This is a genomic window from Corynebacterium gottingense, from assembly GCF_007559235.1.
GTDB lineage: Bacteria > Actinomycetota > Actinomycetes > Mycobacteriales > Mycobacteriaceae > Corynebacterium > Corynebacterium gottingense.
Genome location: NZ_VMHH01000002.1, coordinates 56,258 through 79,242, shown reverse-complemented (window position 1 = coordinate 79,242; position 22,985 = coordinate 56,258). Strand labels below are relative to the sequence as shown.

The 22,985-nt window shown below is 65.5% G+C and carries 17 protein-coding genes and 2 pseudogenes; 12 read left to right on the top strand and 7 right to left on the bottom strand.

Translation table 11 applies throughout. The features are described from left to right. Positions 1–142: 142 nt before the first annotated feature. Positions 143–625 (top strand): GNAT family N-acetyltransferase, encoded by a 483-nt coding sequence (locus FPH17_RS03055; protein ID WP_095276089.1) that lies wholly within the window; start codon positions 143–145, stop codon positions 623–625. On the opposite strand, the gene FPH17_RS03050 is transcribed toward FPH17_RS03055, so the two are convergent. Beyond that, positions 622–1,683, bottom strand: a complete 1,062-nt coding sequence (locus tag FPH17_RS03050) for a glutathione S-transferase C-terminal domain-containing protein (RefSeq protein WP_154878651.1) — start codon at positions 1,681–1,683, stop codon at positions 622–624. The genes FPH17_RS03055 and FPH17_RS03050 overlap by 4 nt on opposite strands. A gap of 105 nt (positions 1,684–1,788) precedes the next feature. On the opposite strand from FPH17_RS03050, the gene FPH17_RS03045 reads away from it, so the two are divergent. Further along, positions 1,789–2,565 (top strand): DoxX family protein, encoded by a 777-nt coding sequence (locus tag FPH17_RS03045; protein ID WP_095535024.1) that lies wholly within the window; start codon positions 1,789–1,791, stop codon positions 2,563–2,565. Here the strand turns inward: FPH17_RS03045 and ilvD are convergent. The 4 genes and pseudogenes from ilvD to FPH17_RS03025 all read right to left on the bottom strand — a co-directional run bounded on the left by ilvD (position 2,562) and on the right by FPH17_RS03025 (position 7,131). Further along, entirely contained in the window at positions 2,562–4,400 is a 1,839-nt protein-coding gene (gene ilvD, locus FPH17_RS03040; RefSeq protein WP_154878650.1) for a dihydroxy-acid dehydratase, read from the bottom strand. The genes FPH17_RS03045 and ilvD overlap by 4 nt on opposite strands. Positions 4,401–4,462: 62 nt before the next feature. Next, positions 4,463–4,981 (bottom strand): PH domain-containing protein, encoded by a 519-nt coding sequence (locus tag FPH17_RS03035; RefSeq protein WP_095554657.1) that lies wholly within the window; start codon positions 4,979–4,981, stop codon positions 4,463–4,465. A gap of 52 nt (positions 4,982–5,033) precedes the next feature. After that, positions 5,034–5,516 (bottom strand): annotated as a pseudogene (locus tag FPH17_RS03030) (TlpA family protein disulfide reductase); the annotation flags it as partial. Positions 5,517–5,649: 133 nt separating this feature from the next. Then, positions 5,650–7,131 carry a multicopper oxidase family protein gene (locus FPH17_RS03025; protein ID WP_154878649.1) on the bottom strand — a complete coding sequence of 494 codons (1,482 nt, stop codon included), beginning with the start codon at positions 7,129–7,131 and terminating at the stop codon, positions 5,650–5,652. Positions 7,132–7,328: 197 nt separating this feature from the next. Between FPH17_RS03025 and FPH17_RS03020 the strand changes: the two genes are divergently transcribed. The 3 genes and pseudogenes from FPH17_RS03020 (at position 7,329) to FPH17_RS03010 (ending at position 10,666) form a co-directional block, all read left to right on the top strand. Beyond that, a complete protein-coding gene (locus tag FPH17_RS03020; RefSeq protein WP_095535020.1) occupies positions 7,329–7,655 on the top strand; it encodes a heavy-metal-associated domain-containing protein in 327 nt (108 codons plus the stop codon). 52 nt (positions 7,656–7,707) lie between these two features. Next, a pseudogene (locus FPH17_RS03015) lies at positions 7,708–9,942 on the top strand (copper-translocating P-type ATPase). Between the two features lie 37 nt (positions 9,943–9,979). After that, entirely contained in the window at positions 9,980–10,666 is a 687-nt protein-coding gene (locus FPH17_RS03010; protein ID WP_154878648.1) for a DUF305 domain-containing protein, read from the top strand. Positions 10,667–11,182: 516 nt separating this feature from the next. Here the strand turns inward: FPH17_RS03010 and FPH17_RS03005 are convergent. Next, positions 11,183–12,742, bottom strand: a complete 1,560-nt coding sequence (locus FPH17_RS03005; protein WP_154878647.1) for a mechanosensitive ion channel family protein — start codon at positions 12,740–12,742, stop codon at positions 11,183–11,185. A 315-nt stretch (positions 12,743–13,057) separates the two neighbouring features. Between FPH17_RS03005 and FPH17_RS03000 the strand changes: the two genes are divergently transcribed. The 3 genes from FPH17_RS03000 to ilvC all read left to right on the top strand — a co-directional run bounded on the left by FPH17_RS03000 (position 13,058) and on the right by ilvC (position 16,596). Further along, complete coding sequence (locus FPH17_RS03000; protein ID WP_154878646.1) at positions 13,058–14,947, top strand: acetolactate synthase large subunit; 1,890 nt, start codon at positions 13,058–13,060, stop codon at positions 14,945–14,947. Continuing rightward, on the top strand, positions 14,948–15,466 hold the full coding sequence (gene ilvN, locus FPH17_RS02995) for an acetolactate synthase small subunit (protein WP_095536910.1): 519 nt from the start codon (positions 14,948–14,950) through the stop codon (positions 15,464–15,466). 116 nt (positions 15,467–15,582) lie between these two features. Then, entirely contained in the window at positions 15,583–16,596 is a 1,014-nt protein-coding gene (gene ilvC / locus FPH17_RS02990) for a ketol-acid reductoisomerase (RefSeq protein WP_122085638.1), read from the top strand. Between the two features lie 91 nt (positions 16,597–16,687). Here ilvC and FPH17_RS12000 read toward each other — a convergent pair whose 3' ends face one another. Beyond that, on the bottom strand, positions 16,688–17,314 hold the full coding sequence (locus tag FPH17_RS12000; protein WP_203085487.1) for a hypothetical protein: 627 nt from the start codon (positions 17,312–17,314) through the stop codon (positions 16,688–16,690). Between the two features lie 303 nt (positions 17,315–17,617). Here FPH17_RS12000 and FPH17_RS02980 point away from each other — a divergent pair, with 303 nt between their 5' ends. From FPH17_RS02980 to serA, 4 genes are all read left to right on the top strand, one after another. Further along, entirely contained in the window at positions 17,618–18,514 is an 897-nt protein-coding gene (locus FPH17_RS02980; RefSeq protein ID WP_154878645.1) for a cation diffusion facilitator family transporter, read from the top strand. Positions 18,515–18,534: 20 nt separating this feature from the next. Continuing rightward, a complete protein-coding gene (locus FPH17_RS02975) occupies positions 18,535–20,379 on the top strand; it encodes a GmrSD restriction endonuclease domain-containing protein (protein WP_154878644.1) in 1,845 nt (614 codons plus the stop codon). Continuing rightward, complete coding sequence (locus FPH17_RS02970; protein WP_154878643.1) at positions 20,357–21,220, top strand: hypothetical protein; 864 nt, start codon at positions 20,357–20,359, stop codon at positions 21,218–21,220. The genes FPH17_RS02975 and FPH17_RS02970 overlap by 23 nt, the downstream gene beginning before the upstream one ends. Positions 21,221–21,307: 87 nt before the next feature. Further along, positions 21,308–22,891, top strand: a complete 1,584-nt coding sequence (gene serA / locus FPH17_RS02965; protein ID WP_154878642.1) for a phosphoglycerate dehydrogenase — start codon at positions 21,308–21,310, stop codon at positions 22,889–22,891. The last annotated feature ends 94 nt before the right edge of the window (positions 22,892–22,985 follow it).

The window sequence follows — 22,985 nt, the reverse complement described above, 5'->3', positions numbered from 1 at the left end:
TCAGCGTGCGCACAGCGCTGCCTTGGCCGCGGGATCGTTTCGCACAGTAAAACGTGACCTTCTCGTGACATTATGGGCGCAGCCGGGTCGTTGGTGTCTCCCAATTCTGGAATCCGCCCGCTCTCGCCTAAGCTAACGACCCATGACGACAATCCGCCAGGCCACCGACGCCGATGCTGCCGCCATCTACGCCATGATCAACGAGCTCGCGCTCTACGAGAAGGAGCCCGACGCGGTGACGTCGACCGAGCAGGACGTCCGCGACCACCTCTTCGGCGAGAACCCGAGTGTGTTCGCGCTGGTGGCGGACAACGACGGCGAACTCGAGGGGATGGCCCTGTGGTTCTTGAGCTATTCCACCTGGGAGGGCCGCCACGGCATCTGGCTGGAGGATCTCTACGTCCGCGAGGAGTGCCGCGGCAGGGGGATCGGCACGGCGCTGCTGCAGGAGCTTGCGCGCATCGCGGTCAAGAACGACTACCGCCGCGTCGAGTGGTCCGTGCTGAAGTGGAACACGCCGTCCATCGGCTTCTACAACGCGATGGGCGCCGACGATATGGGCGACTGGTCGACGATGCGCCTCGACGGGGCGGCGCTGCGCGTCCTCGGCGGCACGCGCGACTAGCGCTGGAACGGCGCGGGGTGCTTAACCTTCTCGCCGGCGCGGACGGGGCGCGGCGGGGTGACCCCGTCGGCGAAGGGGGAGCCGGGGAGGAGGTGGCGCTCGTGGGCGTCGATAAGCCAGCGCATGTCGGGGCCCGCGGGGACGACGCCGGTGGGGTTGATCTCCGCGTGGGTGATGTAATAGTGCTCCTTGATTTCTTGGAAGTCGGTGGTGTCGCCGAAGCCCGGGAGCTGGAAGAGCTCCTGGAGGTAACCGCGCAGGTTGGGCATCTCCGCGATGCGGTTGCGTGACGCCTTGAAGTGGCCGACGTAGACGGGGTCGAAGCGGACGAGGGTGGGGTAGAGGTAGACGTCGGCAAGCGTGATGTGCTCGCCCACGAGGAAGCGGTGCCGCGAGAGGTGGTCCTCCAGCCAGTCCATGTGCTCCCAGAGGTCGGCGTAGGCCTCCTCGTACGCGTCCTGCGAGCCGGAGAATCCTGCACGGTACACGCCGTTGTTGATGTGGCGGTAGACGCGGTCCGCGACCTCGTCGATCTCGGCGCGCAGCTCGCGCGGGTAGAGGTCGGGGGCGCCGTCGCGGTGGTGGGCCGCCCAGGCGTCCTGGAAATCGACGGGGATGCGGCGGAAGTCGTTCGTGACCGCGGCGCGCGTTTGCTTCTCGACGATCACCGGCACCGTAATCCCACGCGGATAGCCCGGGAAACGCGCCTCATACGCGCCTTTGAGGAAGTGCAGGCCCGTCTCGGGGTCCTTGCCGTCCGGGTCGAGCTCGAAGGTCCACGAGCGGGCGTCGTGGGTCGGGCCCGCCAGGCCGAGTGAGATGGCGTCTTCGAGGCCGAGGAGGCGGCGGACGATGATCGCGCGGTGCGCCCATGGGCAGGCGCGCGCCGCCATGAGCCGGTAGCGGCCCGGCTCGACGGGCCAGGCGCAGGTGCCGTCATCGGCGGGCTGCGGGGCGCTGCCCGGGGCGAGGTCGGCGCTGAAGGAGTCTGCGATATAGGTGGTGTCGCGGACGAACTCGCCGTCCGGGGACGCGTTGCGGGCTGGGGTGGAGATCATGGACTCGAGTATCCACGCGAAACGATGACGTGTCAGCCAAGTTTTGCGGGGGCGCGCCGAGGAGATTGCCAGCGGCCGTGGGGCGCGTGGCATAGATTTACAGGCATGGACAAGAAGAACGCACGTGACGTCACTCCTGATGATTTCGATCCGCTCGACGGCCTGCCGTACGCGCCGCTCGGCAATGAGGGCACTGCCGGGAGTACGGCGGTGGGGGCGTCGACAAGCGAACAGCCCGCGACACTGACCGGCAAGGCTGCGCCAACCGAGGTGTTCCCCGAATCGCCGACCGAGACCGTACACCTCGACCCGACCCCAGCCGTGGCCGAACCGGAGCCGGTGCGCGTCGAGGAGCCGCGGGCGAAGCGCGGCACCATTGACTTTGGGCTGCTGCTGCTGCGCCTCCTGCTCGGCGGCTGGCTCATCGTCGCGTCCGTGACCACGCTCTTCCGCCTCGGCGGCTCCGACGGCATCTCCGAGCTGCGTGACGCGTTTGGCGACTACGCGTACGGCGACGGCCTGGCCATCGTGGTGCCGATCCTGCAGCTCGCCGCCGGCGTCTTCCTCGTGCTCGGGCTGCTCTCGCCGATCGCGTCGATGGTGGCGGTCGCCGTGACCGGGTTCATGGCGGTGCACGGCATCGTCGACGCCACCGACTCCTGGAACGTCTTCGCCTGGGGCGCCGAGGCGTGGCTGCCGATCATCCTGTTCGGCCTGGCACTGGGCCAGCAATTCACCGGCCCGGGCTTCTACGGGGTGGACGCCACCCGTTCGTGGGCGCGACGCCCCATCGCGTGGAGCTGGATCTGCGCGCTGCTCGGCGTGGTCGCCGCCGGGCTGATCTGGTGGTTCGGCACCGGCGTGAACCCGCTCGCGAACTAATCCACCTGGCGGACCGCGCCCTTGTCGGCGCTGGTCGCCATCTTTGCGTAGGCGCGCAGCGCCTTCGACACCTCTCGGACGCGGTTCGGCGTCCAGGGGCGCTCTGAGGCCTCCATCGCTTCTCGACGCTTCCGCAACTCCTCCTCCGGCACGTCCAGCTTCAGCTCGCGGTTCGCCACCGAAATGGCGATGGTGTCGCCGTTCTCGATCAGGCCGATCAGGCCGCCGTGCGCAGCCTCGGGGGAGATGTGGCCGATGGACAGGCCGGAAGTGCCGCCGGAGAAGCGGCCGTCGGTGATCAGCGCGCACTTCTTCCCCAGGCCAGCGCCTTTGAGGAAGGACGTCGGGTGCAGCATCTCCTGCATGCCCGGGCCGCCCGACGGGCCCTCATAGCGGATCACGACAACCTCGCCCTCGAGCACCTCGCGGTTCAGAATCATTGATACCGCCTGCTCCTGCGAGTCGACCACGCGAGCCGGGCCGGAGAACTCCCAGAGCCCTTCCTCGACGCCCGCGGTCTTGAGGATCGCGCCGTCCGGGGCCAGGTTGCCGCGCAGGACAACCAGGCCGCCGTCGGAGGTGATGGGGTGCTCCAGGTCGTGGATCACGCCGTTGGCGGAGTCGGTGTCAAGGCAGTCCCAGCGGGCCGACTGCGAGAACGCCTCGGTGGTGCGGTTGCCGCCCGGGGCTGCGTGGTAGAGCTCGACGGCCTCGTCGAGCGGGTGGTCGCCGCGAATGTCCCAGTCGCCGAGCCATTCGGTGAGGGAGTTGTAGGCGACCGAGTGGACGTCGTCAAGCAACAGGCCCCCGCGGTGCAGCTCGCCGAGGATGGCGGGGATGCCGCCGGCGCGGTGCACATCCTCGACGTGTGCCTCGCCGTTCGGCGCGACCTTGGACAGGCAGGGGATGACGTGCGAGAGCTCGTCGATGTCGGTGAGGTCGAAGTCAACCTCGCCCTCCTGCGCGGCGGCGAGGATGTGCAGGATCGTGTTGGTCGAGCCGCCCATCGCCATATCCAGCGCCATCGCGTTGCGGAACGCGTGCTTCGTAGCGATGTTGCGGGGCAGGACACGCTCGTCGCCGTCGCCGTAGTAGCGCTTGCACATATCGACAATCATCTCGCCGGCCTTGGTGAACAGGTCGCGGCGGGCGGTGTGGGTGGCCAGCGTCGTGCCGTTGCCCGGCAGCGAGAGGCCGAGGGCCTCGGTGAGGCAGTTCATGGAGTTCGCGGTAAACATGCCGGAGCAGGAACCGCAGGTGGGGCAGGCGCCGTTGGCGATGTCGTCGAGCTGCTCGTCGGAGACCGCGTCGTTGGCGGAGAGCGCGATGGCGTCGATGAGATCCGACTTCGGCTTGGTCACCCCGTCGACCGCGAACGCCTTGCCGGCCTCCATCGGGCCGCCGGAGACGAAGACCGCGGGGATGTTCAGGCGCATCGCGGCGTTGAGCATGCCCGGGGTGATCTTGTCGCAGTTGGAAATGCACACCATCGCGTCGGCGGTGTGCGCGTTGACCATGTACTCCACCGAGTCTGAGATGATCTCGCGGCTTGGCAGGGAGTACAGCATGCCCGAGTGACCCATCGCGATGCCGTCGTCAACGGCGATCGTGTTGAACTCCTTCGGCACGCCGCCCGCCTTGCGCACCGCGTCCGCGACGATGTCGCCGACGTGCTTGAGATGCACGTGGCCCGGCACGAACTGCGTGTACGAATTGACGATCGCGACGATCGGCTTGCCAAACTCGCTTTCCTCCGTGCCAGTTGCGCGCCAGAGGGCGCGGGCACCGGCGGCTTGGCGGCCAACAGTGGTCACGCGCGAGCGAAGGGGAATCACGAAAAGCTCCTTACGACGAGGGATGGGGTGGGGGCACGGGCGCGTCGATAAGCGAGAGGGCGCTAGCTCGGACGCGGGCCCGGCGTATCAGGGTGAGACTTAAGGTACTCCTCATACTCTTCGCGCGACAGCAGAACGTGGTGGTTGTCCTTGTCGATGATCTCGTACTTGCCGTCCGCAGCCTCCTGCGCGCCCGTGATCACGTCCGTTATTCGTCCGCGCGATGCCTCCGCGAGCTCCGGCAGTGAATTAAAAGTCACGCCGGGCATGGGGTACTCCTTGCCGGACGTGGTTGTCGCCATCGCGCGCGCCCCCTTGAAACCAATGCCTTCGAGCTCGTCCCACGCAATGCGCGTGTTCGGGCGCACGACATAACGCAGTGCGATGCCACGCTCATCGACAGTGGTTGAAGACGAAAGCACCCAGATAATCCACGCGATCGGGAACAGCAACAGCCACCCCAACGCCAACGGGGCCCACGAAATGCCGATCAACGCGATACCAATCATGAGGACAACACCAATGATGTGTTCGCGAGACGGACGAAAAACCTTCGGCTGATGATCAGGCTGTTCAGTCATGCACAACATGCTAGTCGGCGCGAGGCTGGACGCGGCGATTGGTGCGCGGGTCCGCAGCGATACGAAACGGCGGGTCGTAGATCGAGGGACAGGTCACCGCGTTGTCGAGTCTGAAGTCCTGGGCGATGGTCTGGTTGTAGTCACGGACGTTGATGTCCAGCACCGTGCCACCGAGGGGTCGAGAGTCTCCTGGACAAGCTGCAGGTCATCTCCTTCCATCCGACACGGTGCACACCGCTGGCCCCAAGCGTTGAGGACGACGACCTCGCCTTCAAAATCAGACAGGCTGATCACATCGCCCTCCTCCATCAGCGACGGGCCGGAGAAAATCCGGCAGAGGGGCATGTTCCTCCTGTGCGCAGATAATCTCGGTTTGGCCTCCTGGTGAGCGGAACTAGAAGGTGCCCCCGACGGCGACGGCGTTTCGGGCGCCGTCGCCTGAGGAACAGGCCACCAGGGTCACGGCGGTGAGTACCGCGACAACCGCGATGGCGGCTCTACGGGGGTGTGCTCGGCATCGATTAGATTTCCTTATTCCGGGGCGGTGGGGAAGAGGACGGTGTTCTGGTTGTCCCGGAAGACCACAACACCGAGGAAGCTCATCGTGCTGCCCGGCGGGTGGTCTGCAGCGACTCTGCCCACCTCGGCACTCAATCCTGCTGTGGGGGTTACTCGTAGCGAAGCGAGCTGAACATCCCGGTTTCCATGTGATAGGCGTTATGGCAGTGAAATGCCCACTCACCGGGGTTGTCAGCGATCAGGTCGGCGACCATGGTTTCACCTTGGCGGAGAAGGACGGTGTCCTTGCGTAGCCCGCCGCTGCCGGGCAGTGCCCACGTGTGGCCGTGGATGTGCATGGGATGGGGCATCATGGTCCTGTTGCGCATGACCAGTCGCAGGCGCTGGCCCTCCTGCACGGTTGCGGAGGAGGATTGGCCGTCGGTGAGAATGCTCCATTCATACGGCATCATCTGCCCGCCCAGGTCGATGCTGACTTCTCGGTCTGGTGTGCCCTCGGGCAGGAGTGCACGGTCTGCTGGCTTCAGGGAGGACAGAAGCAGTCCGGTGGACGACAACTCGGGGAAGTCGACATCGGGGTTGGGGGCCTGGCCGCCGGCGGTGCGGATGACGGCGAAGGCGCGGTCGTCCTTACCCACCGCCAAAGCCGTGAGCGGGAAGATGCCGTCGTCGAGGATGACCTCGACGTCGACACGCTCGCCCATCGACAGGTAGATCGATTCGGTCTCCGAGGGCTGGACAGGGAAGCCGTCGGTGTGGGTGACGGTCATGCGGTGACCACCGAGGGCCACCTTGAAGATGGTGTCACCGCCGGAGTTGATAAACCGCAGGCGGGCCTTGTCGCCCGGGCGAGCCTCGAAGGTCCGGTGAGCGCGGGGGATACGTCCGTTGATGAGGTAGTGCGGATACATCACATCGCCGGCATCCCCGCCCAGTACCCGGTCCGGGGTGCCGTGCATCATCTGGCCGTGACCTCCCATTCCCATCCTCCCGTTATGGTCGCCCGAACCCATTCCGGTGAGCTTGTCGAGCTCATCTTCGGGAGTGCCCTGAATGCCATCGACCCAGTCGTCGAGCACGATGGTCCACTCGACGTCGTGGTCCTCAGCGTCTTGCGGGTCACGGATGATCAGTGGGGCGTGGAGGCCGCGATCAAGCTGCAGGCCGGTGTGAGAATGGTAGAAATAGGTGCCACCGTGGGGGGCTTCAAAAACATAGGAGAAAGACTCGCCAGGTTCAATGGGGTCCTGGGTCATGCCGGGCACACCGTCGGCTGCGTTGTGGAGTGCGATGCCATGCCAGTGGATGGAGGTGCTCTCAGGCAGTTCATTGGTGATATCGACCTGGAGGACGTCGCCGGCGGTGGCCTCAATGGCCGCATCCCCGGTGTCAGAGACGTATCCCCACGTCTTGGCTTCGATGCCGCCGATATCCAGCGAGAGGGGCCGGGCGGTCAGTTTCCGGCGCACCGTCGGCTCACCGAGCGCAGTGGGGGTGGGAGTGGGGCGAAGGGAGGGACTTGGTGCCGAGGCAGCGGGTCCAGGATCGCTGGTGCAGGCGGCCACGGCCCCGGTGCCGGCGAGGACGAGCCCGCCGAGCAGAAACTGTCGTCGGGAAAACGCGTTCATCATGATTTAACCTTCCTTGGTGCAAGATTTCAGTGACACGGGAGACAGGCGCAGGTGAGGACCCTGCCCCGCGTGAGGGCCGTGCCCTCCACCTTTTGAAAATATACCCCGGGGGGGTATACGCTAGGGAAATATACCCCCCTTGGGTATACGTTAGAGAGCGGCATCGCCGCACCCCACCGAACCGAAGGAGCTTTCCCATGATCACCTCCCAGCCCCGCCTCTTGCCGATGGCCTCCCATGGTTGCAGCTGTTGCGGACCTGCCTCACGTGCCGACACCGCCTCCATCCCTGCCACCAGCGACTCGTCAGCAGGAGAGTCTACCCCTAGCTACCAGGTCACCGGCCTGACCTGCGGGCACTGCGCGAAAAGCGTGACCCAGGCCCTTCAGGCCCTTCCCCAGGTCGACGACGTCCAGGTTGATCTCGCTGCTGGTGGAGTTTCCACCGTCACGGTCACCGGTGTCGTACCTCCGGAGATGGTTCGCCGGGCCATCGAGGACGCCGGCTACACCGTCTTATCCTGATCAGTTTTACCCGTCATCTCGACCCCGACCGGGTTGAGTGGAAAGGAACGTCATGAGCACTCCCCACCATTCCGGCGATCATCATGGTGATCACCCCGCTCCGGAAACAGACCACACCTACCATCCGGATCATGCCAGCCACGAACACCACGCAGATGCCGACACCCACGGCCAGGCGATGCCCCACGATCACCCGCATTCCGCCCTGGACGACGACCACCACGTTCATGGTCACGGCGAACACGCCGGACACAGCACCGCAATGTTTCGGGACCGCTTCTGGTGGTCGCTGATTCTGTCCATTCCCGTCGTTATTTTCAGCCCCATGGTCGCCAACCTGCTTGGCTACCACCTCCCGGCATTCCCCGGATCCACCTGGATCCCCCCGGTGCTGGGCACGATCATCTTCGTCTACGGCGGAACGCCTTTCCTCAAGGGTGGATGGAAAGAACTGTAATCCCGCCAACCCGGGATGATGCTCCTGATCGCCATGGCCATCACCGTGGCGTTTGTCGCCTCCTGGGTCACCACTCTGGGGCTGGGCGGTTTTGAGCTGGACTTCTGGTGGGAGCTGGCCCTGCTGGTGACCATCATGCTGCTGGGCCACTGGCTGGAGATGTCCGCTCTCGGGGCCGCGTCCTCCGCGCTTGACGCGCTGGCTGCCCTGCTGCCGGATGAGGCCGAGAAAGTCATCGACGGGACCACCCGCACCGTGGCCATCTCCGAGCTGGTCGTCGACGACGTCGTGCTGGTGAGGGCCGGTGCCCGGGTGCCGGCCGATGGAACCATCATCGACGGAGCCGCCGAATTCGATGAGGCGATGATCACCGGCGAATCCCGTCCCGTCTTCCGCGACACCGGTGACAAGGTGGTCGCCGGTACCGTGGCCACCGACAACACCGTCCGCATCCGGGTGGAGGCTACCGGCGGGGACACCGCCCTGGCCGGGATCCAACGCATGGTTGCCGACGCCCAGGAGTCCTCCTCCCGGGCCCAGGCCCTGGCGGATCGGGCGGCGGCGTTATTGTTCTGGTTCGCGCTGATCTCCGCTCTGATCACCGCGGTGGTGTGGACCATTATCGGCAGCCCGGACGATGCCGTGGTGCGCACGGTCACGGTGCTGGTCATCGCCTGCCCGCATGCCCTGGGCCTGGCGATTCCACTGGTCATTGCGATCTCCAGCGAGCGGGCCGCGAAATCCGGGGTGCTCATCAAGGACCGGATGACGCTCGAGCGGATGCGCACCATCGACGTGGTGCTCTTCGACAAAACCGGCACCCTGACCGAGGGTGCGCACGCGGTCACCGGTGTCGCGGCAGCTGGCGGCGTCACCGAGGGCGAGCTGCTGGCCCTGGCCGCCGCCGCGGAGGCCGACAGTGAGCACCCCGTGGCCCGCGCCATCGTGGCGGCCGCGGCCGCCCATCCCGAGGCCTCCCGTCAGCAAATGCGTGCAACTGGTTTCAGCGCCGCCTCCGGCCGGGGGGTCCGGGCCACTGTCGATGGCGCTGAGATCCTCGTGGGCGGGCCGAACATGCTGCGCGAGTTCAACCTCACTACCCCGGCCGAGCTCACCGACACCACCAGCGCCTGGACCGGGCGTGGGGCCGGTGTGCTCCATATTGTCCGCGACGGTCAGATCATCGGTGCGGTGGCCGTCGAGGACAAGATCCGCCCCGAATCTCGCGCCGCCGTGAAAGCCCTGCAGGACCGCGGGGTGAAGGTCGCGATGATCACCGGTGACGCGCAGCAGGTGGCCCAGGCGGTTGGCCAGGACCTGGGGATCGATGAGGTCTTCGCCGAGGTCCTGCCTCAGGACAAAGACACCAAGGTCATGCAGCTGCAGGACCGGGGTTTGAGCGTGGCCATGGTCGGTGACGGTGTCAATGACGCCCCCGCTCTGACTCGCGCGGAGGTCGGTATCGCCATCGGTGCCGGCACGGATGTGGCCATGGAATCTGCCGGGGTGGTCCTAGCCAGTGATGACCCGCGGGCAGTGCTGTCGATGATTGAGCTGTCCCAGGCCAGCTACCGCAAGATGATCCAGAACCTGATCTGGGCCTCTGGCTACAACATCCTCGCCGTGCCGCTGGCCGCCGGAGTGCTCGCCTCGATCGGGTTCGTGCTGTCCCCGGCCGTGGGCGCGATCTTGATGTCTGCCTCGACCATCGTGGTGGCCCTGAACGCCCAGCTGTTGCGCCGGATTGATCTGGACCCGGCCCACCTGGCTCCCACCAAATCGAAGGAGGAACACACCACGCCTACTCCGAAATCCACCGCCGTCCACTGATCCATCAGACCCCATATGACCCTGAAAGGGCTCCACCATGAAGCGCACCCTTGTGCTTTCCGCTCTCGCCGTGGCCTCCACCCTGGCGCTGGCCGCCTGCGGTGAGGCCACCGAGTCGGGCATCACCGACGCCACCACCCCGGCCACCAGCACTGCGAAGACTACCGCTGAGACGACCAAGACCACCACGGCGACGACTGATGCGGACGGGGAGATCTCCGCCGATCACAACGACGCGGACACCATGTTTGCCCAGATGATGATCCCCCATCACCAGCAGGCCGTGGAGATGAGTGAGATGCTCCTGGCCAAAGAGGGTATCCCCGCCCAGGTCGTGGAGTTTGTCCAGGGGGTTATTGACGCCCAGGGGCCGGAGATTGACCGGATGAACGCCATGCTCGAGGCCTGGGGCCAGCAGCCGGTCACCGACTCTGGGGGCATGGGGGCCATTGACGAGATGGGTGGAATGGATCACGGCGAGATGGGTGGCATGAGCGGGATGATGAGCCAGGAGGACATGACAGCCCTTGAGGAAGCCCAGGGCACCGAGGCCGCCCGCCTCTACCTGGAGCAGATGACCGCCCACCACGAAGGTGCGGTCGACATGGCCCGTGACGAGGTTGCTGACGGCCAGAATCCCCATGCGATCACCCTGGCCGAACAAATTATCAACGACCAGGAGGCCGAGATCGCTCAGATGCAGCAGATGCTCACTGACCTATGACAGGTACCCGTCTTTTTCTGACCCCGAGGACAGGAATCTGAAAAAGAAGGGTAACCGTGACGATTGCCACCTGCTGCGGGCGATGGGTCGTTGTCACCGCAGCGGGTGCACCGGGGTGGATGTTTCTTCTCCTTCTGGTCGCACCACTGAGCAAAGGGGAAAGCTCCTGTGTCCAGACCCTTGGAGGACTACGCATTATTGTCCGATACTCACACGGCCGTAAAACACCCCGGCCGTATCCACCAAGTGCTCGGCACGGTCCTGGTCTCACCCGCGAGAGTTGAGCGCATCAACGCTTGCGCCGGCGGCATCGGCAATGATGGAGATGCCGTTCCTGTCGGCGGTAACAAGCGCGTCAATGTGGTCCATGCCCCACACAATAACCGCAACACGCACCCCATGACCAGGGAAAACGGCAAAGTGCGAGAAGTATTCCAATATCGCCCCGAAACAGAACCGAGCCCCTGTTTCCAACGTCTAATACAGTTTGGGGTTTTTCAGCGGAGGACGGTCGTTTTAAGGCTCGGTGGAGAGCGTTGCGGACTCAGTGACCTGTGGGAGTGCAGACTCAGAGGCGGTCGGGCTCTGAAGCGCGTCGCTGCTTCGGACGGTTTCGTCTGAGCTCGAGGTTTCCAAAGGTGTGTGCTCAGTGGACTGTTGGGCCCCAGTGGTGGGCTGGGCTGGGGCAGTAAACTCCGGTTCGGTTTGCTCGTAGGTGGGGGCGACGTCCTCAGCGTCCGGCACGGTCTCGGTCGTCTGCGCGGTGGTGCGGGCGGGAGGTGCGAGGAAGCCGCTGTCTGCCTCGCTTTCTTCGCCCGGTTGCACCATGAAGCCACGGATGAGCAAGAGGACGCCGAAGATCGCCAGCAATACGAGGGTAGACATTCGCATGATGCCGTTGAGTACCTGTTGTGGCGAAGAGAAGAACCAGGTGCGGTGGTCGCTGCCTGTATCGGTGCTGGGGGCGTCGTCAGTGCGCGCGTTGTTGCCGTGGGCAGCGAAGGAAGCGGGGTCAGACCGGGTGGGTGCTGCGGCCGGATCGTCTACCGGGTGCGGAGGGGTCGGGCTGTTCGTCGCTTCGGCGGAGGGCGACGGTGCTGGTGTTTCCGTCGCGTCTGTCGCATCCAGTGCATCGGGAGGACGAACAGGAGAGGGTGCCTCGGGCGGGTTGACGCCGGAGTGATGCGTGGTTGGAGGGGTGACGGGGGCGTCGACAAGCGTCCCGTCGAGCGTCGTTGCGGAGCCGTACTCGTTCCAGAATTCGTCGAGGATGGCGACGCGGATTGCGCGCTCGACCATCCACTGGGCTAGCGGGTCGACGCGCACGAGGAAGCGCATGTCCACGGTCCAGGGCGAGCCGACGGTAGCGGGCGGTGTGATGCCGACGGCGGGGTGGACCTGCAGGTCGTCGCGGACGGTGCCGGCAATTTCCGGCTGGGCGAGGGCGCGGCGCGCGGCGCGTTCGGAGCGCGCGATGGCCTCGTCGGCGGAGCGGGATCCGAGCAGCGGGACGGGGATGACCACCATCGCGTTGGACCAGTAGTTGGATTGGTTGATGCACACGCGGGCGGTGGAGTTCGGGATGGAGACGGTCGCCTGCTCGATGGTGCGGATCTGCGTCGCGCGCATGGTGATCTGGATGACTTCGCCCTCGATGTCGACCCCGCTGCCTTGGAACGAGACGTAGTCGCCCACGCCGTACTGTTTTTCGGTGAGGATGAAGAAGCCGGCGAGGAAGTCCGCGATGATGCTCTGCGCGCCGAAGCCGACGGCGGCGGAGACGACGGTGGCGGGGATTGCGGCGCCGGCGAGCGAGAAGCCGATCTGTTGTAGCGCGAAGATGAGCAGGAGGAAGTAGGCGACGATTTCGCCGATGTAGACCGCCACGCCGACGAGGGCGAGTCGGCTCTTGCCCTCGTCCACATCGGTCGTGCGCGTGACCTGGCGCTCGAAGTAGCGGTTAATAAACCGGCCGGCGCGCGGCACCAGCAGCGCGAGGACGAAGAGGAGGGCGAGGTTGATGCCGGTTTCGGCGATCCAGTGCCACCACCCGAGCAGAATATATGTGAACGGCATAGTCCGTTTGAGTTTAGTCCGGGTCTGGGGGGGCTGAACGGTGCCGTCGGTCACACTCGCGCTGCTTCCCAAAAGGTGAGACGTGAATTTTAATCAGTGAAATCGGCACGCCGGTTCGCCCGGATGTGTAACGTAGCGCACATGATCACACAGCGACTAGTAGTACGAATTCCCTCGCGGCGCTTGCCGTAGCGGGTTCGTTTTCGTACGCCGCTGACACAAGCGCCCTCGACAGCACTCAGGAGAAGTGCTCGCCGGGGGCTTTTGTTTTGATCACCCTCACAATCGACACATTGACCCAAGGAGTTTGGAAACGTGGCAGCTTCATCGAATGCCCCGGACAGCAACTCGCAACCGGCGCCGAGCGTCGAGCCGGAGCGAATCACAGGCGCGGACGCGGTCGTGCGAAGTCTTGAGGAGTTGGGCACCCGGTTCGTCTTCGGGTTGCCGGGGGGAGCGGTCCTTCCGCTTTACGACGCCCTGTTTCAGGCCGAGAAGCTGCGCCACGTGCTCGTGCGTCACGAGCAGGGTGCCGGCCACGCGGCGGAGGGGTACGCGGTCGCCTCTGGCCAGGTGGGCGTGTGCCTGGCCACCTCGGGCCCGGGCGCGACGAACCTGGTCACCGCGATCGCGGACGCGTACCTGGACTCTGTCCCGATGATCGCGATTACGGGCCAGGTCGGCTCGCCGCTCATCGGCACCGACGCTTTCCAGGAGGCGGACATTCGCGGCATCACGATGCCGATTACCAAGCACAACCTGATGGTCACCCGCGCCGAGGACATCCCGGCGGCGATCGCCGCAGCGCACCACATCGCGTCGACGGGCCGTCCGGGCCCGGTCCTGGTGGACATTCCGAAGGACCTGCAGGCCGCGGAGATCGAGTTCGCGTGGCCGCCGGCGGTGGACCTGCCCGGCTACAAGCCGAACACGAAGCCGCACAACCGGCAGATCGCGCAGGCGGCGAAGCTGATCGCTGCCTCGGAGCGCCCGGTGCTCTACATCGGCGGCGGCGTGGTGAAGTCGGGCGCGCACGAGGAGCTGCTCGCGTTTGCGGAGCGCACCGGCATCCCGGTGGTGACCACGCTCATGGCGCTGGGCGCGTTCCCGCAGTCGCACCCGCTGTACATGGGCATGCCGGGCATGCACGGATCCGTCCCCGCGGTCGGCGCTCTGCAGGAGGCGGACTTGCTCATTGCCATCGGCACGCGTTTCGATGACCGCGTCACCGGCGACACCAGCACCTTCGCCCCCTACGCCAAGGTCATCCACGCCGACATCGACCCGGCCGAGGTGGGCAAGATCCGCGAGGCGAACGTGCCGATCGTCGGCGACGCGAAGAAGGTCCTGTCCCAGCTGTTCGATGCGTTTAGGGACGAGAAGAGGAACGCTGCGCCGTCGATAAGCAATTGGCTCGCGCGCCTCAACGACTTGAAGGGGCGCTTCCCGCGGGGCTACGACCCGCAGTCCGACGGAAAGCTCTCGCCGCAGTTTGTGATTGAAACGCTGTCGAAGACGGTGGGGCCGGACGCGATCTACGTCTCGGGCGTGGGGCAGCACCAAATGTGGTCGGCCCAGTTTGTTGACTTTGAACAGCCGCGGCACTGGATCAACTCCGGCGGCCTCGGCACGATGGGCTTCGCGGTGCCCGCGGCCCTCGGCGCGAAGGTCGCCTGCCCGGATAAAGAGGTGTGGGCGATTGACGGCGACGGCTGCTTCCAGATGACCAACCAGGAGCTGACCACCGCCGCGATGGAGGGCTTCCCGTTCAAGGTTGCGCTGATTAATAACGGCAATCTTGGCATGGTCCGCCAGTGGCAGACACTGTTTTACGACGGCCATTACTCCCACACCAAGCTCGGAGGGGAGGAAATGTACGTGCCGGACTTTGTGCAGTTGGCGACGGCGCTCGGCGCGGAGGCGATCCGTGTGACCAAGGAAGAAGATGTCGTGCCGGCGATTCAGAAGGCGCGCGAGATCAACGACCGGCCCGTCGTCGTCGAGTTCATCGTCGGCGAGGACGCGCAGGTGTGGCCGATGATCGCGGCCGGCGCGTCGAATTCCGATATGCAGTACGCCCTGGGCATGCGCCCGTTCTTCGACATGGAGGAGTCCGCAGGGGAGACCCCGGAGGCGATCAACGAGGCCATCGAGGCCGTAGAAGCTACAGAGGCTGCCGATACCACCACCCAGGAGGGAAAGTAGATGTCTGACCAAACCATTTCTCGCAACACGCTGTCGGTGCTGGTGCTGGACGTCGACGGCATCATCACCCGCGTCACCGCGCTGTTTACCCGTCGCGGCTACAACCTGGTCTCGCTCGTGTCGGCGAAGACGGAGACCGAGGGCATTAACCGCCTAACCATCGTTGTCGACGCGTCCGAGTACGCCATCGAGCAGATCACGAAGCAGCTGCACAAGCTGGTTCAAGTGCTCAAGGTCGCGCGCCTGGAAGACGACTCGATGATCGCGCGCCAGCTCATGCTGGTCAAGGTGGCCACGACGAACCAGAACCGCCCGCAGGTGGTGGACGCGGCGAACATCTTCCGCGCCCACATCGTCGACGTGTCGCCGGAGTCCGTGGTCATCGAGGCCACCGGCTCCTCCCAGAAACTCAAGGCGTTCCTCGAGCTGATGGAGACCTTCGGCATCAAGGAGCTCGTCCGCTCGGGAAACGTCGCGCTGAGCCGCGGCCCGAAGACGATGGCGCCGACGAAGGGGTAGGCGGTGGCGTCGAGAAGCAATCGCTTGCCGACGCCACAACATCCCCACACAGCCCAAATCTGTGCCATAATATGAAATGGCCGTCCCATATAATAGGAAAGGTGAGTGTTTCACTCATGGCAATTGACGTTCTGTACGACAACGACGCGGACCTGTCCATCATCCAGGGCAAGAAGGTCGCCATCATCGGTTACGGCTCCCAGGGCCACGCCCACGCGCAGAACCTGCGCGAGTCCGGCGTTGAGGTGGTCGTCGGCCTGCGCGAGGGCTCCAAGTCCGCCGCAAAGGCCCAGGAGGCCGGATTTGAGGTCAAGACCAACGCGGACGCCGCGGCGTGGGCCGACGTGATCATGCTGCTGGCCCCGGATACCTCGCAGGCAGAAATCTTTAGCAAGGACATCGAGCCGAACCTGAAGGACGGCGACGCCCTGTTCTTCGGCCACGGCCTGAACATCCACTTCAAGCTGATCGATCCGGCCAACACCATCACTGTTGCGATGGTAGCGCCGAAGGGCCCGGGCCACCTGGTCCGCCGCACCTACGTCGACGGCAAGGGCGTGCCCTGCCTGATCGCGGTCGAGCAGGACCCGACCGGCAATGGCAAGGAGCTGGCGCTGTCCTACGCCGCCGCGATCGGCGGCGCACGCGCGGGCGTCATACCGACCACGTTCGAGGCGGAGACCGTCACCGACCTGTTCGGTGAGCAGGCAGTCCTGTGCGGCGGCCTGGAGGACCTGATCATGAAGGGGTTCGAGGTGCTGACCGAGGCCGGCTACGAGCCGGAGATGGCCTACTTCGAGTGCCTGCACGAGATGAAGCTGATCGTGGACCTCATCTACGAGGGCGGTATCGCCAACATGAACTACTCCGTCTCTGACACCGCAGAGTTCGGCGGCTACCTGTCCGGCCCGCGCGTGATCGACGAGGGTGCCAAGGATCGCATGCGCGACATCCTGAAGGACATTCAGTCCGGCGAGTTTACCAAGCGCCTGGTAGCCAACGTCGAGGGCGGCAACAAGGAGCTCGAGGGCCTGCGCGCGAAGGTTGCAGAGCACCCAATTGAGAAGACCGGTGCGCAGCTGCGCGACATGATGACCTGGGTGAAGAACCCGCTGAACGAGACCGCGTAAACGCACACGCGAAGGCGCACACGAAAAACACCGCCCCAGCATCCTGGTCAGTCCAGGAGCTGGGGCGGTGTTGTGCTGCGCTGTGGCGAAACTAGTTGGTGGCGCCGGAGATAGCGTCGCCAGCCTTGTCGGCCGCGTCGCCTGCAGCGTCCTTCGCGTCGCCCGCGAGGTCGCCAGCCTTGTCGGTTGCGTCGCCTGCGAGGTCGCCAGCCTTGTCGGCCGCGTTGCCAGCGCCGTCCTTCGCGTCACCCGCGAGGTCGCCGGCGGTGTCGGTTGCGTCGCCTGCGGCATTGCCAGCCTTGTCGGTGGCGTCAGCCGCTGCGTCGCCGGCACCCGCGGTAGCGTCCTCGCTCGGGTCAGCGGTGACGGTCTCGCTGGTGGTCTCCGTAGCAACGGTGGAGGTCTCGGTGACGGCAGCGCCGTCCGAGTCGTCGCTGCCGCCGCTGAAGAGGCTGATCAGCAGCCAGACCAGCAGAGCTGCGACGATCAGGCCGAGCAGCCACTTCCACCAGCCGCCACCGCCGTTGCCGGCGTCGGCTGCAGTGGTGCCGGAGGTTGCCTTCGTGGTGCCCTCAGTCTTGGACACGGTGGTGGAGCCGGTGCCGCGAACGCCGTCGACAGCGTCGCCAGCCTTGCCCTTTGCGGAGGTGAAGGTCTCGCCGACCTTGTCCTTTGCGTCGTGTGCGTGGTCGCCGATGTGCTTCGCGGCCTTCTCCACGCGGTTCGGATCCTTCGGGTTCGGGTTTGCGGAAGTGATAGTCGTATCCTTTCGTATGTGGCCCCATGCGAGCGGATGAACATTGCGTAAATTGGCTCACTGCTCGAGACCATTGTGCTATTGCGCCTATCAACGGTAGCAAAAGTTGTTGAGGCATCGCGCAAATAGTCAGCAACTTGTACGGTTGTGTGGGGTGGGGAGGGCATAGCGCCGATAATGAGCCCTGCTCGCCACGTGTTTTTTGAAACCGGGAGCCGTTTTCATTTAATTGTCATTAACTGTGTGGCAGCTTAGGGTTGAGCTATGGCACATGACCACAACCACGATCACGCCCCGTCGAGCGATACTCCGCTGCGCGCGCTCCTCGTTGCGCTCGCCGTCACCGCCACGGTCTTTGTTGCGGAGTTGGTTGGGGGATGGCTCGCCGGGTCCATGGCGCTCATGGCGGACGCGATGCACATGCTTTCCGACGCCGCGGGGCTCATCATCGCCGTTCTCGCGGTGCTCGTGGGGCGGAAACAGGCCTCGCGCCACGCAACGTACGGCTACCGGCGCGTGGAGGTGCTCGCGGCGCTGGTCAACGCGGTGCTCGTGCTCGCGATCTCGGTGTGGATTGTCGTTGAGGCGATCCGTCGCCTCCGCGCACCCGCCGACGTGCACGGCGAGACCATGCTTCTCATCGCCGTCATCGGTTTTGCGGCCAACGGCATCTCGGCGTGGGCGCTGCACGGTCACCGCGGCGACTCGATCAACGTCCGCGGCGCGTTCCTTCACGTGCTGGTGGACCTGCTGGGATCGGCCGCGGTTATTGTCGCGGGCATCGTGGTCATGGCAACCGGTGTGGCCGTGGCGGACGCCGTGGCCTCGCTCATCATCGCCGCGCTCGTGCTGCCGCGGGCGTGGCAGCTGATGCGCCAATCTGCTGGCGTGCTCCTCGAACAGGTCCCGGAGGGTTTCCGCACCGCCGAGGTGGAGGAGGCGCTGCGAGCGACCGCGGGGGTTGCCAACATCCACGACCTTCACCTTTGGAGCCTCGACGGCGTGAACGTGTTGGCTACGGTGCACGTGGTCGGCGCGGCGGGCACGGATAGTGGGCCGCTCTTAGATGCAGTGCAGCACGCCCTGCGCGAGCTGGGCATCGAGCACTCCACGATCCAGATCGAGCGCCCGGAGCACGAATCGCACGAGCAGGTTTGCTGATTCCGTTCTAAGGTTGGGGCATGGGTTTTACAACGCCAAGCTATTCCTTGAAGGACTTGTTCGCCCGTGCTGAACGTGGCGAATTGCAGTTGCCCGACTTCCAGCGTGAATACATCTGGGATGTTGACAGGATTCGCACCCTGGTCACCTCAGTGCTTCGCGGTTACCCCATCGGTTCTTTCCTCGCCCTGGACACCCGAAACGCGCCCATGCGTTTCCGCCCGCGCCCGCTCGACGGTCTAACGACGGGGGATCGGGAGCCGGGGCTTTTGCTTCTCGACGGCCAACAGCGCCTCACCTCGCTCTTCTACGCCCTGAAGGGCGCCGGCGAGATCCCGACGGTGGACTACCTGGGCCGGCGCATCCGTCGTCGCTTCTTCGTCGACGTGCGCGCCGCGGTGGCCGCCGACCCGATGCCGGTCGAAGCGGTCTTTGCCGTCGACCCGGACGGTCAGGTGCGCTCCCACTTCGGCCCGCAGCTCGAGGGGGGCATCCACTCCCGCGAGGACATGTTGGCGCACGGCGTCGTGCCCGTTTCAATGCTGCTGTGGAAGGAAGGCAACGACCTCCTTATTGACATGGCTGCCGACACGGACGACCCGGAGATGCGCGCCGCGGTGAAGACGTTCCAGAACGAGGTCCTGCGCTGGCTGCCGGCGTACGACGTGCCCGTGATCCGTATTGACCGTGAAACCTCGCAGATCGGCGTCGGCCAGATCTTCGCGCACGCCAACTCCGCCGGTGTGCAGATGGATGTCTTCGAGCTGCTCACCGCCGTATTCGCCACTGAAGACCCCAACTTCCGCCTGGCCGACCACTTCGCGCACATCGAACACACGCTGCGCCTGTACCCGGCGCTGGACGGGATCGGGCGCATCGAGTTCCTGCGTGGGCTGTCGCTCCTGATCACCAGCAGGAAGGGCAACGCGGTGGGGCACCGCGGCGACATCCTCAATATTTCGCTGCACGACTATATGACCCACTGCGACGAGCTGGCCGATGCCTTCGTTGCCGCCGCCGAGTTCCTCGCGGAGCGGTGCATCTTGGCCATCGACCAGGTCCCATACTCCTCGCAGATCATTCCGCTGGCCGTCATCCTCGCGCGACTGGCCGAGCAGCCAGGACTGCTGGACGAGAAGGAGCCGCGCGACCGACTCAACCGTTGGTACTGGTCCGGCGTGTTCGGCGAGCTCTACGGCGCACACGCGCCGACGATTCGCGCCGGCCTCGACGTCACCGAGGTCACCCCCTGGGTCCGCGGGGACACCGACGAGGCGCCGCGCACCGTGGGCGACGCGCAGTTCCACGAGTCCCGCCTGCAGTCCGCGACGTCCGAGAGCGGCGTGTACCGCGGGCTGTACGCCCTGCTGATGGCCCGCGGAGCGCTTGATTGGCGCACCGGGAAGCCGCTCAACCGCGACACCATCGCCGAGCTGCAGCCGCGCTTCCACACCGTCTTCCCGCGCGAGTTCTGCCTGCAGGCCGGCGCGACCGAGGAGCTGGCTGACTCCGTGCTCAACCGCACCCCGATGGGGCGGCGCACCGACGTGGTGATGGAGAACAACGAGCCGAAGCGTTACCTGCCGCGCCTGCAGTCGAAGTCCCTGATGGATGACGCAGAGTTCGACGCAATGCTGGAGGGCCACGAGATTCGCCCGGCCGACCTGTTGAACTCGGACTGGAACAGCTTTATCCAGGACCGCCGCGATCGCTTCGTGGGCATCATCGAGTACGCGCTGGACAAGCCGGTCGTCCGCGACCTGGACGGAGCCCTCGGGGCCCTCGGTACGCATACCGGCGACACTGACGGCGCCGATGCCACCAATCACGCAGACGGGGAGAATGGCAGCGAAGCAGAAAGCTAGCCGGGGCCTCGCCGCGGCGATGTGCTGCGTGGCGCTCGCCGTCGGCGGGTGCGCGGGCGAGGACACAAGTACCCCGTTGGACCAGGCCCGGGCCGCGAATCAGTCGCGGCACGTCTCCACTGCGTTTGATGATCACCCGGTAGTGCTCGATGACACGAACGGGCTTGTCAGCTCCGAGTACTTCTTCAACACGTCCGAGACGTTGGTGGTGTCGGATTCCAGCGTGGAGGCGCAGTTGCGGGCGGCGTCGATCGCCGCGTACGCGCACGCGCCGATGCTGGTCTACGACGAAGATCACCACGGAGAAATCACCCAAGAGGTCAAACGGCTGAAAACGTTTACGCTGCTCACTGTGGGAGATGTGGCGATCGCGCCGGCGTCCGGGAGTGTGCGCGTCTACCGCGATCCGGGCGGGATCGATGCGCTGGGCAAGATGACCTCGGTACGGTTCCACGAACGGCCCGTGCACGACCCGGCGGACGCGCAGCAGGCGATCGCCAACCTGGATACGTCGGTGCCAACGTGGCTGCACGCCAATTGGGCGGAGCCGCAGGTGATGCCGAACGCGGTGGCGAAGCCGTTCCCGGTCCATTCGCGCCGCGATGCGGATATGGCGCCGCAGGTGGTGGCCACGCGGGCGTCGTCAATTGCTTCGATTGCAAACGCCCGGGCGTTCGGCGCGCGTGTCACGATGGTGGACAACCCGGACCCCCGCGAATCCGAGGACACGCTGCTGGCGATGGCGGGCCTGGCGGACGCACCGCTCATTGCGCTCGGCACGCAATTCGAGCCGGCGAGCGACATTCCGGAGCGAATTATGCAGGCGGAAGAAAAATATTAGCGCGGATGGCAGACAAGCGTGCCTGCGGACATTAAAGTTACCCCCGTACCTATTCCTTTATTGAAATACCGCAGGAGACGATCCCCAGTGTCCAAACCGGTCGTGCTGATCGCAGACAAGCTGTCCCAATCAACCGTCGAAGCGCTTGGAGACTCCGTGGAGGTGCGCTGGGTCGACGGCCCGAACCGCGACGAGCTGCTCGCCGCGGTTCCCGACGCGAACGCACTGCTCGTGCGCTCCGCCACCACCGTGGACCGCGAGGTGATCCAGGCGGCGCCGAACCTGAAGATCATCGGCCGCGCCGGCGTTGGGCTGGACAACGTAGACATTGACGCCGCGACCGAGCGCGGTGTCATGGTGGCCAACGCGCCGACCTCCAACATCCACTCCGCGTGCGAGCACGCGATCGCGCTGCTGCTGTCCACCGCGCGCCAAATCCCGGCGGCGGACAAGACGCTGCGCGACGGCGAGTGGAAACGCTCGTCGTTCAAGGGCGTCGAGGTCTTTGGCAAGACCGTCGGCATCGTCGGCTTCGGCCACATCGGACAGCTGTTTGCGCAGCGCCTCGCCGCGTTCGAAACCACCGTCATCGCCTACGACCCGTACGCGAATCCGGCGCGCGCCGCGCAGCTCGGCGTTGAGCTCGTGGAGCTGGAGGAGCTCATGGGACGCGCCGACTTCGTTACCATTCACCTGCCGAAGACGAAGGAGACCGCGGGCATGTTCAACGCGGACCTGCTGTCGAAGGCGAAGGAGGGGCAAATCCTCATCAACGCGGCCCGCGGTGGCCTGGTGGATGAGCAGGCGCTTGCCGACGCCATCGTGAACGGCCCCATCCGCGGCGCCGGGTTCGACGTCTACGCTACTGAGCCGTGCACCGACTCGCCGCTGTTTGCCCTGGACGAGGTCGTCGTCACCCCGCACCTGGGCGCGTCCACGGTGGAAGCGCAGGACCGCGCGGGCACGGACGTTGCCGACTCAGTGCTCAAGGCCCTAGCTGGCGAGTTCGTCGCCGACGCGGTGAACATTACCGGCGGCCGCGTGGGCGAGGAGGTCGCTCGCTGGCTGGAGCTGTCGCGCAAGCTCGGCCTCATCGCCGGCGAGCTGCTGGACGGCGCGCCGACGTCGCTGAAGGTGACCGCGCGCGGCGAGCTGTCCACGGAACAGATTGATTCGCTGGGGCTGTCCGCTGTGCGCGGCCTGTTTTCCGGCATCATTGATGAGCCGGTGACGTTTGTGAACGCGCCGCAGATCGCGCAGTCGCGCGGACTGGAGTACTCGGTGGAGACGCAGACGGAGGCACGGGCGCACCGCAGCGCGCTGGAGGTCCAGGTGGTCTCCGCGGCGGGCAACGCCGTGACGGTCACGGGCGCGCTCACCGGCCTCGAGGGCGTGGAGAAGATCGTGCGCATCAACGGCCGCGGCGTGGACATGCGCGCGCAGGGGCGCAACCTGTTCTTCCAGTACACGGACGCGCCCGGTGCGCTGGGCACGGTGGGCAGCAAACTGGGGAACAAGGGCATCAACATTGAGGCCGCCGCGCTCACGCAGGCGTCCAAGGGAGATGGCGCCATCCTGATTCTGCGCGTCGAGTCCGAGGTGCCGGAGGCCCTGGTCAACGAGATTGCGCAGGAGCTCGGCGCCTCCGCGCTGCAGATCGACCTGGACTAGCTCGCTCCGGGCCTCACGTGGTCCTGAATCCTTTTCCGCGCAGCGCCGATTTTTCGCCGGCGGAGCTGCTACGCTATCCCGTAAGTCCAATATG

Coding starts and splice junctions, on each gene's coding strand:
- FPH17_RS03045 (WP_095535024.1), top strand. CDS start 1,789: ATGGACAAGAAGAACGCACGTGACGTCACTCCTGATGATTTCGATCCG.
- FPH17_RS03020 (WP_095535020.1), top strand. CDS start 7,329: ATGATCACCTCCCAGCCCCGCCTCTTGCCGATGGCCTCCCATGGTTGC.
- FPH17_RS03010 (WP_154878648.1), top strand. CDS start 9,980: ATGAAGCGCACCCTTGTGCTTTCCGCTCTCGCCGTGGCCTCCACCCTG.
- FPH17_RS03055 (WP_095276089.1), top strand. CDS start 143: ATGACGACAATCCGCCAGGCCACCGACGCCGATGCTGCCGCCATCTAC.
- FPH17_RS03050 (WP_154878651.1), bottom strand. CDS start 1,683: ATGATCTCCACCCCAGCCCGCAACGCGTCCCCGGACGGCGAGTTCGTC.
- FPH17_RS03005 (WP_154878647.1), bottom strand. CDS start 12,742: ATGCCGTTCACATATATTCTGCTCGGGTGGTGGCACTGGATCGCCGAA.
- FPH17_RS02980 (WP_154878645.1), top strand. CDS start 17,618: ATGGCACATGACCACAACCACGATCACGCCCCGTCGAGCGATACTCCG.
- FPH17_RS03035 (WP_095554657.1), bottom strand. CDS start 4,981: ATGACTGAACAGCCTGATCATCAGCCGAAGGTTTTTCGTCCGTCTCGC.
- FPH17_RS03025 (WP_154878649.1), bottom strand. CDS start 7,131: ATGATGAACGCGTTTTCCCGACGACAGTTTCTGCTCGGCGGGCTCGTC.
- ilvN (WP_095536910.1), top strand. CDS start 14,948: ATGTCTGACCAAACCATTTCTCGCAACACGCTGTCGGTGCTGGTGCTG.
- ilvC (WP_122085638.1), top strand. CDS start 15,583: ATGGCAATTGACGTTCTGTACGACAACGACGCGGACCTGTCCATCATC.
- FPH17_RS02970 (WP_154878643.1), top strand. CDS start 20,357: ATGGCAGCGAAGCAGAAAGCTAGCCGGGGCCTCGCCGCGGCGATGTGC.
- FPH17_RS02975 (WP_154878644.1), top strand. CDS start 18,535: ATGGGTTTTACAACGCCAAGCTATTCCTTGAAGGACTTGTTCGCCCGT.